A 17,733-nucleotide genomic window follows, 5' to 3' on the forward strand; every position below is an offset into this window, starting at 1 on the left:
AACTGTGTCATTAAATTCACAACAGAAAGACATTTGAACAGCAATATTATAGTTCATTTAAGAAACAAATAATACAGGAAAAATTAAACTGAAGAAATGAAATTAGATTTAAACTGTAGTGCTGAGTATTTTGATTCATTTTTGACAATATCTGAATCTATGGAATTGTATAATGATTTATTGACTTTCAGTAAACTTACTAGCAAGTTTACTATGGATTTAAGCAATGGAGAACAATATCAGGAAAATTATGGCAAGATGATGTTCATTGATAGAAATTTATTTGAAGAAAACAGATTTCCAAAATCAATATGGGGAGCAAGCAAAATATGGTCAGATAAAATGATATTAGTAAAAAATCGTATTGAAAGTTGTACCGGGCATAAATTTGAAACATGTGTTTGCATCTACTATCCGGATGGAAATACCGGAGTTGATTATCATTCTGATGCAGTTGCATTTGGTGACACTACTCATATTGCATCGGTAAGCATTGGAGAGGAAAGAATATTCCATTTGAGAGAAAATAAAACTAGGAAAGTACATGAAACCCGTTTAAAAAATGGGAGTTTATTAATTATGGGAGAAGGATGCCAAGATAGATATGAACATGCATTGCCGCTAGATTCAAATTGTAAAAAACCAAGAATTAATTTAACTTTTAGGAAATATGGATTCGACAATTGATCCTTAAACTATTTTGAATGAGAAAATTTTTAAAGGAAGTATAAATTTGGCTAAGTGCTAAAAGTAATTGTATTTTAAATTCCTTACTTCTCTCTTTTTGTTCTTTCTGTTTGTAGACTTAATTTTTAACTTTAATTAGAAATGCCAACTTAAGTTATACAAATCGTTAGTTTAAATTCGAAATCCTTTTTCCAAACCACTATCTTTTCTCAGTAAAAAGCTATTTTACAATTGGTTTAATTTTTGAATATTAGAACTTGACTTTCATGAAAAAATAGGATAGATTAGCATGTACTCAACTTGTTTTAGTATGTAAACGATTACATATACTCAACTTTTTTAAGCACGTAAACGATTACATATCAGTCTTTAACTGGCTGAAATCAAAAAAAAACGTGTGATAAAAATGAACTTAATAATTTTTAAAAATGTCAAATTATTAATTCCATAAGTTCAGAATTATAAAAATTATTTTTATAAAATGAGAAAATCACCAAATATAACAATATGAAAAAAACAATAATTAGAGTTCTTATAGTTCTTGTATTAATCGCTATTGCAAACAAAGGGCTGAGGTTTTGGATAAAATCTAATTTCAATGCAAGAATTAATTCAAATCTTGAAAGAGCTTATAACATTACTTATTCCGAATTAGATTTAGATGTTTTATTTAATGGCATTACTTTAAACAAGGTTAATATTGAACCGATAAATCATAAAAAGGGAACTATAATTAGAGGACATGTTGATTATGCTAGCCTTAATGGACTGGTTTTAAAAGATTTGTTGTTTAATAAAAGATTAAATATTGATGAGATCACCTTTAAACAACCAAAATTTGAAGTAACATTAAGTGCAGACACTATTCAAAAAACAAGCGGAAAGGGTTTGCAATCCATGTTTGGTGATATATTATCACGTGCTAATATTAACAATTTTCGTATTGAAAATGGTTCAATTGTTTTAATAGACCCTATTTCAAAAGCGGTTAAAGGTCAGATAAAAAAACTCAACATAGTTGCGAGTGAAATAGAAACCGATTCTTTGAAATTTAAATACCTAATACCTTTTGAAATGCGTGATTTAGAGGTAACGCTTGATAGTATCTCCTTTGAACTGAACGCATATACACATTTTGGATTAGGTCGTTTTCAATATAAATTAAGAGATAAAGAGATTTTACTGAATGATATTTCATTAGGCTATTCAACAGATTGGGTTGATGTAAGTAGACGATTAGGTGTACAAAAGGATATAATTGAGCTAAATGTAAAAGAGATTGGTATTCATCAGTTTGAACCTTCAAATAATTTTTATACACAATTAGATATTGTGGCTCAGAAAATTTCTGTTGACGAACTTAACATTAAACTACAAAGAAATAAAAATATTCCAAAGCCTCCAGATACCACTAAGTCATCATTTGATGGTATTATTAACTCAATCCCAACAAAAATTCTAATAGACTCCCTACAAATTTCCAATTCTTCTTTAATGTATAGAGAACTTGGTGTTAAAAAACGTGAATCTGGATCGATAAATCTTCAGAATATTAATGGGACTATTACAGGTATTACTAACATGTCTGAACAACAAAATAATATTGGTGAAATAGATGCTAATATTAAAGCGAGTCTTTTAGGTAAGGCAGGAATTAATATTGCACTAAATATTCCATATGATCGTCCTGAAGTGTTTTCATTAGATTTAGATGTTGGCGAAATGGAAATGAAAAACCTTAACACTACACTTAAACCGTTAATTGGCATGGAAATAGTTTCTGGTCAAATGAAACAAATTCAATATCATATGAATGCCGGACGCAATCAATCCTCAAACAGACTGGTATTTGATTATGACAACTTACATTTAAAACTAATTAATGAAAATAATAAAGGCAAAAAAAACACCTACTATCGGCCCTTGTTAACAGTGCCATTCGAAGAGATAATTTACCTGATCAAAAAAAATACATTATTGCCGAATATCAATTTGAAAGAAACAAATATCGCTCACCTATAAATTATATTATTAAAGGGCTGTTTCAAGGTTTTACAAAAATTGTTCCTGGAAAGCTTACACAAAAAATAATAGCTAAGAAGAAGAAGAAGAAGAAGAAGAAATCTAGACAATAATTTTTGTAAACTATAAAAACCGGTAGCCAACAAAGACAATAATTCATTGTCGCTGATTTTTTTACTAAAATACCTAAATTTCAATAATCGCTTGGTTCTCGCTGAATGGTTCTCGTGGACAATTCTACAACGAAACTATAGTCCAACCGTTAGATTAAATTCGATTTTTTTGTCCTAACCACTTTCTTTTCTAATTAAAAAACTGCTTTACAATTAATTGATTTCTTAAATAAGAAGTCTTGACTTTCTTAAAAAAATAGCCTAACTTCGAATTTATACTAATCTCTGATATAAAACACTTGTGCTGAACTTGTTTCAGTATTTAAACGATTTCATAGCAGTGCATAATTAGCCACCAGTAAAAAAAACAAGAATTCAATACACTAAAGAATAAACAATGAAAAAATATAAGTTAATAATTTGCATCTTAATATTTGGATACTGTAATAATATCATTGCTCAATTTATCCCTTTAGTACCGATAGATTTTGTTGTTCCTGAATCAAAAGAAAATGAACATTTTAGATTAAGAACGCTAACAGTTAATGATGTTGTTAAAGATTATGATGCTGTTATATCAAGTTCAAAAGAATTACAGGAAATGTTCCCAACTTGGGCTGGCTGGCCAAAAGATTTGACTTTAGAACAGGATTTAATTGATTTAGGTTGGCATCAGTCAGAATTTCAAATGAGAAGTTCTTTTACTTATACAGTAGTCAGTTTAGATGAAAGCGAAGTAATTGGTTGCGTATATATATTACCATTTTATATGAGTGATTTTGATATTGGCACACCAAAGAAGAACAACGGGAATTTTGATGCAGTAATATATATGTGGGTAAGAACACGTTTATTAAAAAAAGGAATGGATAAAATTTTATTTGATAATGTAAAAAACTGGGTTGATAAAGAATGGCCATTTAAAAACGTAGCCTATCCAGGAAGAGAGATATCTTGGGACAAATGGACTACACTTAAAAAAATCGATTAATCATACATACAGATATAAAACAATGCGTGTTAATTCATTATTATACCTGCTTATTATTTTATTTAGTAGTTGTAAAAATTCATCAAATCCAGAACCTAACGTCAATTTAGAGCAGCAACTTACTATTGCTAATAATTTTATCGATGCTTTTTATTCTTTTAATTCTAATGCATTATTGCCTATGTTAAAATATGCGGAAAATTCTAAATCCGAAATTTTATACTATCAAGGATGGGCAGAAGGTGGTAACTACGAAATTATTAAAAAATATCCTTGTGAAGTAAAAAATGACACTTTAATTATTTGTTCTATAACCGTCAAAGATGATTTGATTAAGGCACTAGAACTAAATTTAAACGTAACCGATACTTTTCATATTGTTATAAAAAAAGATAAAATAACTGCTATTACTACTTCATCTAATGACCCACCAATTTTTTATGAGGCAGAAGAATGGATAAAGAAAAATCATCCCGAATTAATTAATGAACCTTGTAAGGGAATTTGGGAAGACGGAACTACACCAAATGAATGCGTTCGCGCTATGGTAGAGGGATATTTAAAATTTATAGCCGAGAAAAAAATTAATTCAAATATTGGAAATTAAAAAATACAAGTAGTTAACGTAGTACTGTGATAAATAACACTTAATTTTTTACTAAAATACCTAAATTTAAATAATCGCTTTGTTCTCGCAGAATGGTCCCAGTTGACGATTGTACAACGAAACTATAGTCCAATCGTTAGATTAAATTCGAAATTCTTTGTCCTAACTACTTTCTTTTCTAAGTAAAAAACTGCTTTACTATTAGTTGATTTCTTAAATATTACGACTTGACTTTCTTAAAAAAATAGTCTAACTTCGAATTTAAACTAACATCTGATATAAAACATTTAAACGATTTCATATCAGTGAGAAGTTAGTTTAAATTCGAAACCCTTTTTCCTAACTACTATTTTTTATAAGTAAAAAAGCAATTAATATTTGTTTTTAGAGCCAGAAATACCACAAAACAAGAACCAACTCAATCTCAGTCAAAAAAAAATCTAATTATAATCGCGCTAACGATAGCAACGGCATCCTTTTTTTGCTGCCACATATGGCAAAAAAAGATATAGTGGATAGCGTGTTAAAGCGCCCAAATAAAAATAAAAGTTAGGTTTCTAAATAAAAGCGTACCTTTGCACCTTGAAAACGCGAATGCGTTAAATATTGACTCCTCAGAGTGAGGATGTGTTACTAGAAGTTTTAGGTTAAGTATGTTCAATGCACTTCTATTCGTAATACCAAAATAGATTGACATTGAAATACATAACAAAAGAATGAGCACATTCCAAGATTTAGGTCTTAACGAAGATTTATTAAAAGCGATTACCGATTTAGGTTTCGAAACACCATCTGAAGTACAAGAGAAAGCAATCCCAATTTTATTAGAACAAGAAACAGATTTAGTTGCCTTAGCGCAAACTGGAACTGGAAAAACTGCCGCATTTGGTTTTCCAATGTTGCAAAAAATTGATATTGATAGTCGTACAACACAAGGATTAATACTCTCTCCTACTCGTGAGCTTTGTTTGCAAATTGCAAACGAAATGAAAGCTTACGGTAAATACTGTAAAGGTTTAAATGTGGTTGCCATTTATGGTGGATCAAGCATTACAGACCAAGCAAGAGAAGTAAAGCGTGGCGCACAAGTTATTGTAGCTACTCCTGGTCGTATGAAAGATATGATTAAGCGTAGATTAGTTGATATCACTAAAATCCAATATTCGGTTTTAGATGAAGCTGATGAAATGCTAAACATGGGTTTCAAAGAAGATATCACAGATATTCTTTCTGGAACACCAGACGATAAAAACACATGGTTATTTTCTGCAACGATGCCTAAAGAGGTCTCTACTATTGCAAGAAAATTTATGAATGATCCACAGGAAATTACTGTCGGACATAAAAACCAAAGTACAAACACGGTATCGCACGAATACTATTTAGTAAATGCTCGCGATCGTTACCAAGCTTTAAAACGTTTAGCAGATGCTAATCCAGATATATTTTCTGTTATTTTCTGTAGAACAAAACGTGATACTCAAAAAGTTGCAGAGCAATTAATCGAAGATGGTTATAGTGCTGGAGCATTACATGGTGATTTAAGTCAGAATCAACGTGATATCGTAATGAAGCAATTTAGAAGTCGTCAAATACAAATGCTTGTTGCAACAGATGTTGCTGCACGTGGTATTGATGTAGACGATATTACACACGTAATTAATTACCAATTAAGTGATGAAATAGAAACGTATACGCACCGTTCTGGTAGAACTGGTCGTGCTGGTAAAACAGGTATTTCTATGGTTATTGTTTCTAAAAGCGAAATCCGTAGATTAAAAAGTATCGAACGTATTATTAATAAGAAATTTGAATTAAAAGAAATTCCTAACGGAATGGCTATTTGCGAAGTACAGTTACTGTCTTTAGCAAATAAGATTCATAATACAGAAATTAACCACGAGATTGATAAATATTTAGAAGATATTAATGCCTTATTTGAAGAGACTTCAAAAGAAGAGCTTATTAAAAAATTCTTCTCTGTAGAATTCACGCGTTTCTTTAATTACTACCAAAAATCTAAAAACCTAAATGTTGCTGCTGGAGATTCTGGACGTGATAGTGGTCGTGAATCTAGCGGAAGCGGAGCACGATATTTCATTAATGTTGGTGAGAAAGATGGTTTCGATTGGATGAAATTAAAAGATTTCTTAAAAGAAGTATTAGATTTAGGTCGTGACGATGTCTTTAAAGTAGATTGTAAAGACACATTCTCGTTCTTTAATACTGAAAAAGAACACCAAGAAAAAGTATTAGCATTCTTTACAGATTATAAACATGAAGGTCGTTTTGTAAACGTAGAAATCACTGAAGATAAACCAAGTCGTGGTGGTCGCGGTCGTGGAAACTCTGGTGGTGGAGGCGGAAGACGTCGTGATGGCGGAAGCGGTGGAGATAGAAGACGAAGTGGCGGAGGAGAAAGACGCTCTAGCGAAGGTCGTGGAAGACGTAGCGAAGGTTCTGGATCTGTAGATAGAAGACGTGGTAGCGATGACGCACCTGCACGTTCTAGAAGAAGTGATGGTGGAGGAGACAGAGATAAAGGCGAATTTAAAACAACGCACTCAAGATCTGGACGTTCTAGACGTTAATACGCTTATATAAAATAAAAAAATCCTAAACAGTTTGTGTTTAGGATTATTTTTTTGGCGCTTATGGTTAGATGAAGAACGAAAACATAGAAAAAAAATAAGCACCCACATTTATTCAAATTGTTCAGCACAATTATTAATGAGAAGGCAAATCAGATAATTAAATTCTTTAATTATCTTTTCTGTAGAAAGAACCGCGTATTATATTTGTTAATTTTTCGTCAAACATTTACTAAATAACACAGTTTTAGCTTTTTGTTTATTACTTTTATGGTCTATAAAAAACCAATGAAGCACTTTTTAACCTTACTTTCTCTAATTTTTAGCATCACTATAGCCGTTGCTCAAGAAGAAAATGCTGAAACTACAACTCAAAAAGAAAAAGTTGAAGGTATTATTATCGACTCTCAAACCAATGCACCTATTGAAAGTGTAAACATTGTTAACCTTAATCAAGTTATTGGTACTACTACAAATATTGATGGAGCATTTAATCTAAAAGCGAAAGTTAATGATACGCTCCACTTAACATATATTGGATATAAGTCTATTAAAGTTCGTGTGACTAACGACTGGTTAAAATTCGGAAGTTCTAAAATTACATTAACAGAACTCGCACTTGCATTAGAAGAAGTTGTTGTCAACGATTTGCAACTTACTGGATACTTAGAATTAGACATTAAACAAGTACAACTAAATACTAACTATCGTTACAGTATTTCTGGTTTAAATTCTGGATACGAAGCAGGCAACAGGTCTACAAGTAAAATTAGTAAAGTATTAGGGTCTATATTTAATCCATTAGATTTTCTCTACAATACGTTTAGCAGAAAAGGATCAGAATTGAAGAAGCTAAAACAGATGAAAAAAGATGATGAGATTAGAAATCTTCTCGCCTCAAGATTCGATAGAGAAACACTTATGGTTTTACTACAAATTAGTAAAGTAGATTTAGACGAAATCGTGTCGCAATGCAACTATTCTAAAGATTTTATTAATAGAGCCAACGATCTTCAAATGTTGGATGCTATTAGCCAATGCTATGAAGAATACAAGGTATTGAGTCGAAATAAGAACAAACGTGGTTAAAATCGTTTGCAGTAAGCATTAAATAATTAAATTCCTTTTCTGATTCTTTTCCGAAGAAAAAGGCAACTACCATGTTCTTACTCTAAATATTCTATAGAATATTATCGATTGAAATTAAGACTGAGACAGAGACTTCAAACTATTTTTTATCATAATAACGCTCAATGATTTCTGCGTAGCTTTTAATGGTTTTTTTACACCAATCTACACGTTTGTCGAGCTTTTCAATTTCGGTTAATTGCCAATCAATATCTGTTTTCTTCAACTTAGTGGTGACATGTTGTAATGTTATTGCCGCAGATACCGAGATATTTAAGCTCTCTGTAAAACCAACCATAGGGATTTTCATAAAAACATCAGCTTCATTTAAAACCTCCTGAGAAAGCCCTTCGGTTTCCCTACCAAAGAAAAAACAAGACTTTTTAGTAACATCAAAATCATGCAACTCGCAATCGTCTGTGTGTGGCGTAGTTGCAACTATTTGGTAGCCTTTCTGTTTTAAATCTTTAATACACTCTTTTACAGATTGGTATCTATTTAAATCGACCCACTTTTGTGCTCCCATTGCAATTTCTCTATCAATGCGTTTGGTATTGGTCTCCTCTACAATATTAACTTCTTGTATACCAAAAACATCGCAACTACGTATAACAGCACTAGTGTTGTGTAATTGATAAACATCTTCGGTAGCTACTGTAAAATGTTTTGTACGGCCATTTAATACGTTATGAAAACGTTGTAATCTGTTTTCAGTAAGATAGGTTTCAAGGTGTTCTAATAGTTTAATATCAATCATAATTGTAAAAATAAAAAATCCAATTACAATACTATATCATTTATTAATATTTAGGATGTATTTTTAGCTATAATTATTAATTGCGCTCTTAAAAGAAACAATACTAACTTTAGCTCTTAAATTTTTTATTAAAAATGAAACACATTGTTGTACTTACAGGAGCTGGAATGAGTGCCGAAAGTGGCTTAAAAACTTTTCGCGATGCCAATGGACTCTGGGAAGGACATAATGTTATGGATGTTGCCTCTCCTGAAGGTTTTGAGGCCAATCCAGAATTAGTTTTTGATTTCTATAACCAACGTAGAAAACAACTATTAACAGTAAAACCGAATGCTGCTCATTTTGATTTAGCCACTTTAGAGAACGATTACAAAACAACTATTATCACTCAAAATGTAGACGATTTACACGAACGCGGTGGCAGTAGTAACATAATACATTTACATGGCGAATTACTAAAAGTACGTTCTATAGTAAATGAAGCTCATGTGAAATCTTGGACAACCGACTTAAATCTTGGTGATTTAGACGAAAACGGGCACCAATTACGCCCACATATTGTATGGTTTGGCGAAGCTGTGCCAATGATAGATAAGGCTGTAGAAATTTGTAATACTGCAGATATTTTGTTGATTATTGGCACATCTATGCAAGTGTATCCAGCGGCTAGTTTAATGCATTATGTGCCAGAAAACACGCCTACTTATTTTATAGATCCTAATCCAGCGGTTAGTAATTCTAAAAATTTAACGGTTATCGAAGACAATGCAACCACAGGCGTTCGGAAATTTATTAACCTATTAAAATGAAATGAAATATAGCGTGCTCCTGTTTTTAATGTGTTTAACGGTTTCTAGCTATAGCCAAGAAACCAAACAAAACGACTCTACTTACATTACGTCTTTTAAGCATAAAATTATGCTTAAAGCGAATATTAATACACAAACCCAATCGTATTCTATTCAAAAAAATGACACTGAGAACTTTAGCTTATCTGCAAATAATAATTTTAAATTTATACTATCTGCTAATTATGAATTTCTAGGATTGAGTATTGCATTTTCGCCAAAAGCTAGAAATCTACCTTATAAAACAGCGTTTCAAGACATTCAAGTACGCTTGTTTTTAAAGCAATGGATTCAGAATTTTCAATACAGACGTGTTCGTGGTTTTTATAGAGATGGAGAACTATTAGAAGGCGTTCAAAATGAGTTTCCTAACTTTAAAACCATAAGCTGGAATGGCGCAACGTCTTATGTTATAAACCCTAATTTCTCTCTAAAACACGTGTTATTTAATACAGAGTGGCAACGCAAAAGCGCTGGAAGTTTAATACCAACATTACGTTATGGATACCAGCGTATTTCAGATTATGTAGATAACGAAAAAGAGGTGCAAAATTTTTATAATATTTCTATAGCTTCAGATTATTACCATACTTGGGTTTTAGAAAAAAATTGGTTTGTAACACCTTCTATTTCACCAGCCATTGGTTTGCGGTTTACCAACTCTGTTTTAGGTGAGAATAATACCCAAGATACTTTGTTTACCACGTCTCTAAACTTAGGCTTGTATTTTGGTTATACATCTTCAAACATAGTCGCTGGCGCAAATTTTAATTTTGATTCTAAAGCATCGAACGCTAAAACTAAAACCAATATTATTAGTGATAGAAGTTATGCTAAACTCTATTTTGGTTATCGTTTTAATGCACCAAATTCTCTAAAAAAGAAAGCTAATTGGATTAAAAACAAAGTAAAAGGCTAATAGATTACAGATTCATTTCTTTAATACTCTTAATACGGTTTCTTTCTAAAAAGGCATCAATAGATTCAAAATGTTCGATAACGCGTTGGTCTTTAAATTCGAATACTTTTTGAGATAAGCCTTGTAAAAAATCACGATCATGAGACACTAAAATTAATGTACCATCGAAACCAAGGAGTGCTTCTTTTAAAACATCTTTAGATTTTAAATCTAAGTGGTTTGTTGGCTCATCTAGAATAAGCAAGTTTACGGGTTCTAGTAATAGTTTCACCATTGCTAATCTGGTTTTTTCTCCGCCAGAAAGCACGCTTACTTTTTTATCTATATCGTCCCCTTTAAACATAAAACGTCCAAGAATATTTTTAATCTGCGTTCTAACATCACCTTTTGCTACAGCATCTACAGTTTGAAAAACAGTTAATTCCGTATCCAATAAAGCGGCTTGATTTTGAGCAAAATACCCAACGTGGACATTGTGACCTAACCTACACTTCCCTTCTACTTCAATTTCGCCAAGAATGGATTTAATCATAGTTGATTTCCCTTCTCCATTTCTACCTACAAAACTCACCTTTTCTCCTCTAGCTATAGAGAAATTGGCGTTTTTAAATACAGTAAGTTCGCCATAGTTTTTGGTTAAATCTTCTACCATTACAGGATAATCTCCAGAACGTTGCGAGGATGGAAACTTTAGTTTCAACGCAGCATTATCCACCTCATCGATTTCTATAATTTGTAATTTCTCTAACATGCGTTCACGAGAAGTTACTTGATTTGTTTTAGAATATGTGCCTTTAAAACGCTCAATAAAGGTCATATTATCTGCAATAAATTTTTGCTGCTCTTGGTATGCTTTTACTTGATGCACTCTGCGCTCTTCTCTTAATTGTAAGTAATGTGAATAGTTAGCCTTGTAATCGTAAATGCGTCCCATTGTCACTTCTATGGTACGATTGGTAATATTATCTATAAAAGCGCGATCGTGAGAAATAACCATGACTGCATTGGCTTTATTTACTAAGAAATCTTCTAACCAAATTACAGACTCTATATCGATATGGTTTGTAGGTTCATCTAATAAAATTAAATCGGGTTTTTGAAGCAGTATTTTAGCGAGTTCAATTCGCATACGCCAACCACCGGAAAATTCGTTGGTTAATCTTGTAAAATCTTCTTGTTTAAAACCTAAACCTTTTAATGCCTTTTCAACCTCAGCATCATAATTTACATCTTCTAAAGCATAGAATTGCTCGCCTAATTCACTCACTTTTTCTATAATAGACATGTAAGCGTCGCTCTCGTAATCTGTTCTTGTTTCAAGCGCTTTGTTGAGCGCATCCATTTCGCTTTTCATTTTAAAAACGTGAGCGAATGCTTTGGAGGCTTCTTCAAAAACAGTACAATCATCTTGTGTAAGTAAATGTTGAGGAAGGTAAGCGATTACAGTATCTTTTGGATGACTAATTTTACCTCGTGTAGGATTTTGAACACCTGCAACAATTTTCATCATTGTAGATTTTCCAGCTCCGTTTTTTCCCATAAGTGCAATCTTATCGTTTGCATTTATAACGAAATTGACATCACTAAATAAGGTTGTACCACTAAATTCTACTGCTAAATTATCTACTGTAATCATATCTGTTTCTTTGAAAACGCGAAATTAGAAAAAAGCATAATATTATCTTTAAGAAAACTTGATTTTATATAAAAAATACGCGAACTTGGAACTTGTGCTGAACTTGTTTCAGTATTTAAACGGTTTTATATCAGTGTTATGCTAGCCTTAATTGTGCACAAAAACACTTAATAATTAGTGCTGTCTTTTCTGGCAACACTAGGGATAAATAAATAGTTTACAATAGAAATAAAACAATAATAAACCATAAGTATCAAGAGATGAAAAACGCAAAAAAATCAATATCCATCAATTTAAATACCTCTAAAATTCTCGTGTTTATTTGTTTTGTCCTTTTTAATTTTAATGGAGAAGCACAAGTAAATTGGACCAACGATGGGGATTCCTATTACAAATTAGAAAAAAACCAATTACTAACCTATACCTTACCCAACCATGATGCCAAGACAGTTATAACCAAAGAGCAACTGACTCCAACGGGTAAATCGGAACCTATAAATATAGCTCATTTTTCATTTTCTTCGGACCAACAAAAAGTGCTATTATTTACCAATACTAAAAAAGTTTGGAGACTCAATACCAAAGGAGATTATTGGGTATTTAACTTTAAAACAAATACGCTAAGGCAAATTGGAAAAAGCCTTCCTCCATCATCTTTGATGTTTGCAAAGTTTTCTCCTGACGGAAATACCATAGCTTATGTTTCAGATAACAATATATATGCTGAAGAATATGCAAGTGGCAATATTAAGCCCTTAACTACAAATGGTACGGTTTCATTAATAAACGGAACTTTTGATTGGGCTTACGAGGAGGAATTTAGCTGTAGAGATGGATTTCGTTGGAGCCCAGATAGCAAGTCTATTGCTTATTGGCAAATCGATGCAAGCGCTATTAAGAAGTTTTATATGATTAACAATACAGATTCCATTTATTCTCAATTAGTACCCTTAGAATACCCCAAAGTAGGTGAAACTCCATCCGCTTGTAAAGTGGGAGTTGTAACCATAAAAGATGCCCAAACAAAATGGATAGATGTGCCAGGAGATGTTTCTCAAAATTACTTGGTAAGAATGGAATTTATTCCAAGTACCAATAATCTTTTAATCCAACAATTAAACAGAAAACAAAACCAAAGCAAACTATACATAGCAGATGCTTTAAAAGGAACCGCAAATAGTATTTATGAAGAAACGGATGAAGCTTGGGTAGATTTATTTCAACTAGGCAATCCGTATGCAATTGATTATACCAATAATTTTAGTTTTTTAAACGACAACAAAAGCATTCTTTGGGCTTCTGAAAAAGATGGATGGAGGCACTTATATCAAGTTTCCCTAGAAGGAAATCCAGAGATACTCATTACCAAAGGTGCATACGATGTCATTGATTTAAAGCACATTAATTCTAAAGAAGGTTTTGTGTATTATCTAGCTTCTCCAGATAATGCCACGCAAAAATATTTATATAAAACGAAATTAAATGGAAAAGGGACAAACGAATTGCAAAGTCCAGAAAGTTTAAAAGGAAACCATGATTATTCTTTTTCTTCAAACGGTACGTATGCAGCACATATCTTTTCAAATCATTTTACCCCCTATTCTAAAGAGTTTATTAGCGTTGCCAATCACAAAGCTTTAACCGAAGAAGAAAGTATTCTTAAAAACATTAAAAAGCTAGAAGAAAAACCAACAACAGAGTTCTTTACCATCACCACGTCAGACAATATTGAAATGGACGGATGGATGGTAAAACCGACAAATTTTGATCCAAATAAAAAATACCCAGTAGTATTTTATGTGTATTCTGAACCTGCTGGAACCACAGTAAGAGACATCTATAATGTGAGCAGAAACAGGAATTACAATGGGAATATGGCTGAAGATGGATACATCTACATCTCGTTAGATAACAGAGGCACTCCTGCTCCAAAAGGACGCGCATGGAGAAAGTCCATTTACAGAAAAATTGGTGTAATTAATATTAATGATCAGGCTATGGCAGCCAAAGAAATTTTAAAATGGGATTTTGTAGATTCTGATCGAATAGCCGTTTGGGGCCATAGCGGAGGCGGATCTGCTACATTAAATTTAATGTTTCGATATCCTAAAATTTACAAAACAGGGATTTCACTCGCCGCAGTTGCAAATCAATTAACCTATGATAACATTTATCAAGAACGCTATATGGGCTTGCCTCAAGAAAATATGGAAGATTTTATTGAAGGTTCTCCTGTTACTCATGCAAAAAATCTAGAAGGAAATTTACTTTATATACATGGAACCGGAGATGATAATGTCCATTATCAAAATGCAGAAATATTAGTAAATGAATTGATAAAACACAATAGGCAATTTCAATTTATGCCTTATCCAAACAGAACTCATGGCATTAGAGAAGGAGAAGGAACGTCTAAACATTTATCCACTTTATATACCAATTTCTTAAAACTACATTGTCCACCAGGAGGAAGATAAAATTTGATTTTAAAAGCTATATTCTTAATCAAGGAAAAACGAACTTAAAACGTGTATAACAAATTGTTATTTCAGTCTTTACTTGGGCAATACTTCAAAGTTTTGCTCTGGGTCGTTTTCTTTTTCTAATTTAGTTCTCTGAAAACGCGACTAAACATTCATAAACAAGTTCGTTCAAACTCCAAACCGCCTCAAAACCAAAACTTCCCAAACAAATCAACTCCAAATCCAAAACAAAAGAGTACTTTCGCGCACTATTAAAAATAGCATTTATTATGAAGCGCATAAACGAGTACAGAAAATTATTTCAAGTTGAAGCACAACCAACGCTTGGAGAGCTTAAAAAGAAGTATAGAAACCTAGTAAAGGAATGGCATCCTGACAAGTTTCAAGATGAAGATGAAAAGGCTGTAGAAGCTGAAGTTATGGGCCGTAAGGTTATTGACGCTTACCACTTTTTAGTAAGTATTAACCCAGAAACTCACACTACTAATTTAGAAGAGTACAATACCACTATTACGTCGCCAATTATGGATTGGAAACACAAAGGTTTACTTTTAGAAGTGTCTTTTTTAGATGGTAATACTTATGAGTACTTTGGTGTAAATAAAGCGTTATACATTAAGTTTTCTCAAAGCGATAAACAAACACGTTTTGCAAAACGTAGTATTTTTAAGTCGTTTACCTATAGAAAAATAAAGAAAAAAGATGTTGTAGCATAATTAGAAAAACAGAATTTAAACCAGAATAAAAGCCTCAAAAATAAAATTTTTGAGGCTTTTATTCTATTCTGTAATTCCTACGAAGGCAGCAATCTCAGATTTAAAAGTAATCCCTGCTTTTACAAGAAAGACAAATAGTTGTTTTTAACGCAAAGTCACGCAACCTTTTAACACTAATTGCATCGTATTAATGTAACTACTCATTAAAAATCACAAAAAAGACACTTTTACTTTTAGTATTATCACTTTTTATATTGTCTTGTAATAATGCTAATGATTCCAATTCTCCAGTGGAGAACCCAACGATTGTTGGCTCATGGAAATTAACAGGCATTTATTTAGATCCAGGTGATGGTAGTGGCACTTTTGAAGATGTTACTAGTGAGAGAACTATAAATTTTAATGCCGACGGAACGTTTACTTCAAATGGAATCCTTTGTGATTTAACTGTGAGTTCAAATGTTTCAGTTTCTGGTACCTACTCTACTTCTAATACTACAATTGATGTTTCAGCTTGTAGTTTTGTACCATTAGAACTGAATTACACAATAGAAAACGCGCTTTTAATTATAAATTATCAATGTATTGAAGCTTGCCAAGCGCGTTACGAGAAACTATAAGATTCTTGGCTATACTCTGAATGACAGAATAAACTATATTATTTCTTTACACGTTGTAAATCTAAATCCTGAAAATCGAAACTAAAATCGATATTTGGTGAAATTCCTTTTAAGCTCATACTTTGTGCTTTCTTTTTATCATCTAAAGTAAAAGTAATAAAAGCATCAGCATTCATATCTTGGTATTCCCACTTTACGGCAAAAGTATTTCCTTTATAATATTGCAATGCTCCATTAAGTTTTGGAGAGCGTAAAAATTGAATCCATAGTTTACCTTTCTTTCTAAAAACTTCAGCTTTACCAAACCAATTGTCTTTATAAAAGCCTGTGAACTTTTTATGTTTAACACCTGAAGCATCTACAGCTGCGACTTCGTCCCATACTTTTTTGGTGAAATCATTACTACCAGAAGCTTTTTGCTTAAAATACGCTGCATATTTATCTACCCAATTAAAATTATCTAAGCCTAAATAGTCGTCTGTAATGGCATTAGCCACAGCTGAGAATAAACCTCCTCCATCATCACTAGTATTTGTTAAAATGATGACGCCAAGATTAAGATCTGGAATCATAACGGTATTGGATAGCATTCCTGGCAAACCACCAGTATGTTCTACTTTCATATTTCCCTTTACATCAGATAAAAACCAACCTAAACCATAACCTGCAAAATGAGAATTGTATCTAGGATTTGGATCTGCACTCATAGCAGTATGCACTTTCCACATTTCGCGATGGTTTTGTTCTGAAAACAATTGTTTCTTTAAATCGTCTCCAAACTTCCCTTTATTTAACTGCAGCAACATCCATTGTGAGATATCATCAACATTAGAGAAAATACCACCTGCAGCGCCATTCATCATTTCTTTAAAGGTAGGAATAACTCTAATCTCACCATTTTCAACGGCATGAGACGCAGATAAATTACTAGTATCTTTTATTTCGGCAAGTGAAGCGTAACTATTATCCATTTCTAAAGGTTCGAGAATATTAATTCTTATAAACGCTTCGTAAGTCATTCCGCTTTTTCTAGCAATAAGTTCTCCTGCTACTAAATATAATAAATTATCATAATCCCATTTGGTTCTAAAAGCAGATTCTGGCTTAAAATACTGAAAACTGGTAAGTAAATCTTCCATTTTAAAATCTGTACCATCGGGAAAAAACATAAGATCTCCTATTCCTAATCCTAAACCGCTACGATGTGTTATTAAATCTTGAATGTTAAAATTATCTTCAACGTATTGATTATACATTCTAAATTCGGGAATATGATCTTTTACCTTATCTAACCATGTTATTTTTCCTTCTTCAACTAAAATAGCTAAAGCAGCAGTTGTAAAGGCTTTACTATTAGATGCAATGGCAAACTGTGTGTGTTCGTTTACAGGACTTTTTGTTATAACAGATTTCACACCATAACCTTTACTATGGATCACCTTCCCATCTTTTACAACAGCAACAGCACAGCCAGCAACATTAAATTTACTCATAGCATAATTAACTAATGAGTCTACTTGCTTAGCATTCATTTGTGCATTTACGACAACCGTAAACACTAATAAAACTAAAAGTATTGATTTTTTAAATGTAGTGGATTTCATAAAAATAAATT

Annotated in this window: 14 protein-coding genes; 11 read left to right on the plus strand and 3 right to left on the minus strand. The window is 32.2% G+C overall.

Annotation, left to right across the window (positions count from 1 at the left end):
* The first annotated feature begins 96 nt into the window (after positions 1-96).
* From RH82_RS07265 to RH82_RS07290, 6 genes are all read left to right on the plus strand, one after another.
* Positions 97-687, plus strand: a complete 591-nt coding sequence (locus RH82_RS07265; protein ID WP_034059379.1) for an alpha-ketoglutarate-dependent dioxygenase AlkB — start codon at positions 97-99, stop codon at positions 685-687.
* A 507-nt stretch (positions 688-1,194) separates the two neighbouring features.
* Positions 1,195-2,709, plus strand: coding sequence for an AsmA family protein (locus RH82_RS07270; RefSeq protein ID WP_034059381.1), 1,515 nt, complete (start codon positions 1,195-1,197; stop codon positions 2,707-2,709).
* A 510-nt stretch (positions 2,710-3,219) separates the two neighbouring features.
* Entirely contained in the window at positions 3,220-3,813 is a 594-nt protein-coding gene (locus RH82_RS07275) for a GNAT family N-acetyltransferase (RefSeq protein WP_241148020.1), read from the plus strand.
* Positions 3,814-3,835: 22 nt separating this feature from the next.
* Positions 3,836-4,420: a hypothetical protein gene (locus tag RH82_RS07280; protein WP_034059383.1), complete on the plus strand. Its 585-nt coding sequence runs from the start codon at positions 3,836-3,838 to the stop codon at positions 4,418-4,420.
* A 716-nt stretch (positions 4,421-5,136) separates the two neighbouring features.
* Positions 5,137-7,011 (plus strand): DEAD/DEAH box helicase, encoded by a 1,875-nt coding sequence (locus tag RH82_RS07285; protein WP_034059386.1) that lies wholly within the window; start codon positions 5,137-5,139, stop codon positions 7,009-7,011.
* Between the two features lie 288 nt (positions 7,012-7,299).
* Complete coding sequence (locus RH82_RS07290) at positions 7,300-8,100, plus strand: carboxypeptidase-like regulatory domain-containing protein (RefSeq protein ID WP_034059756.1); 801 nt, start codon at positions 7,300-7,302, stop codon at positions 8,098-8,100.
* 139 nt (positions 8,101-8,239) lie between these two features.
* Here the strand turns inward: RH82_RS07290 and RH82_RS07295 are convergent, their stop codons facing one another.
* Positions 8,240-8,896: a TrmH family RNA methyltransferase gene (locus tag RH82_RS07295; protein ID WP_034059388.1), complete on the minus strand. Its 657-nt coding sequence runs from the start codon at positions 8,894-8,896 to the stop codon at positions 8,240-8,242.
* A 134-nt stretch (positions 8,897-9,030) separates the two neighbouring features.
* On the opposite strand from RH82_RS07295, the gene RH82_RS07300 reads away from it, so the two are divergent.
* Positions 9,031-9,705, plus strand: a complete 675-nt coding sequence (locus RH82_RS07300; RefSeq protein ID WP_034059390.1) for an SIR2 family NAD-dependent protein deacylase — start codon at positions 9,031-9,033, stop codon at positions 9,703-9,705.
* A gap of 1 nt (position 9,706) precedes the next feature.
* Positions 9,707-10,663, plus strand: a complete 957-nt coding sequence (locus tag RH82_RS07305) for a DUF4421 family protein (protein WP_081979211.1) — start codon at positions 9,707-9,709, stop codon at positions 10,661-10,663.
* A gap of 4 nt (positions 10,664-10,667) precedes the next feature.
* Here the strand turns inward: RH82_RS07305 and RH82_RS07310 are convergent, their stop codons facing one another.
* Positions 10,668-12,299, minus strand: a complete 1,632-nt coding sequence (locus tag RH82_RS07310) for an ABC-F family ATP-binding cassette domain-containing protein (protein WP_034059393.1) — start codon at positions 12,297-12,299, stop codon at positions 10,668-10,670.
* 260 nt (positions 12,300-12,559) lie between these two features.
* Between RH82_RS07310 and RH82_RS07315 the strand changes: the two genes are divergently transcribed.
* The 3 genes from RH82_RS07315 to RH82_RS07325 all read left to right on the plus strand — a co-directional run bounded on the left by RH82_RS07315 (position 12,560) and on the right by RH82_RS07325 (position 16,118).
* Positions 12,560-14,776: a S9 family peptidase gene (locus RH82_RS07315; RefSeq protein ID WP_052158251.1), complete on the plus strand. Its 2,217-nt coding sequence runs from the start codon at positions 12,560-12,562 to the stop codon at positions 14,774-14,776.
* 275 nt (positions 14,777-15,051) lie between these two features.
* Positions 15,052-15,498, plus strand: a complete 447-nt coding sequence (locus tag RH82_RS07320) for a KTSC domain-containing protein (protein ID WP_034059396.1) — start codon at positions 15,052-15,054, stop codon at positions 15,496-15,498.
* A 254-nt stretch (positions 15,499-15,752) separates the two neighbouring features.
* Positions 15,753-16,118, plus strand: coding sequence for a lipocalin-like domain-containing protein (locus tag RH82_RS07325; protein ID WP_034059397.1), 366 nt, complete (start codon positions 15,753-15,755; stop codon positions 16,116-16,118).
* 38 nt (positions 16,119-16,156) lie between these two features.
* Here RH82_RS07325 and RH82_RS07330 read toward each other — a convergent pair whose 3' ends face one another.
* Positions 16,157-17,722: a serine hydrolase gene (locus tag RH82_RS07330; RefSeq protein ID WP_034059399.1), complete on the minus strand. Its 1,566-nt coding sequence runs from the start codon at positions 17,720-17,722 to the stop codon at positions 16,157-16,159.
* Positions 17,723-17,733: the final 11 nt, after the last annotated feature.

Source organism: Lacinutrix jangbogonensis, assembly GCF_000797445.1.
Classification (GTDB): domain Bacteria; phylum Bacteroidota; class Bacteroidia; order Flavobacteriales; family Flavobacteriaceae; genus Lacinutrix; species Lacinutrix jangbogonensis.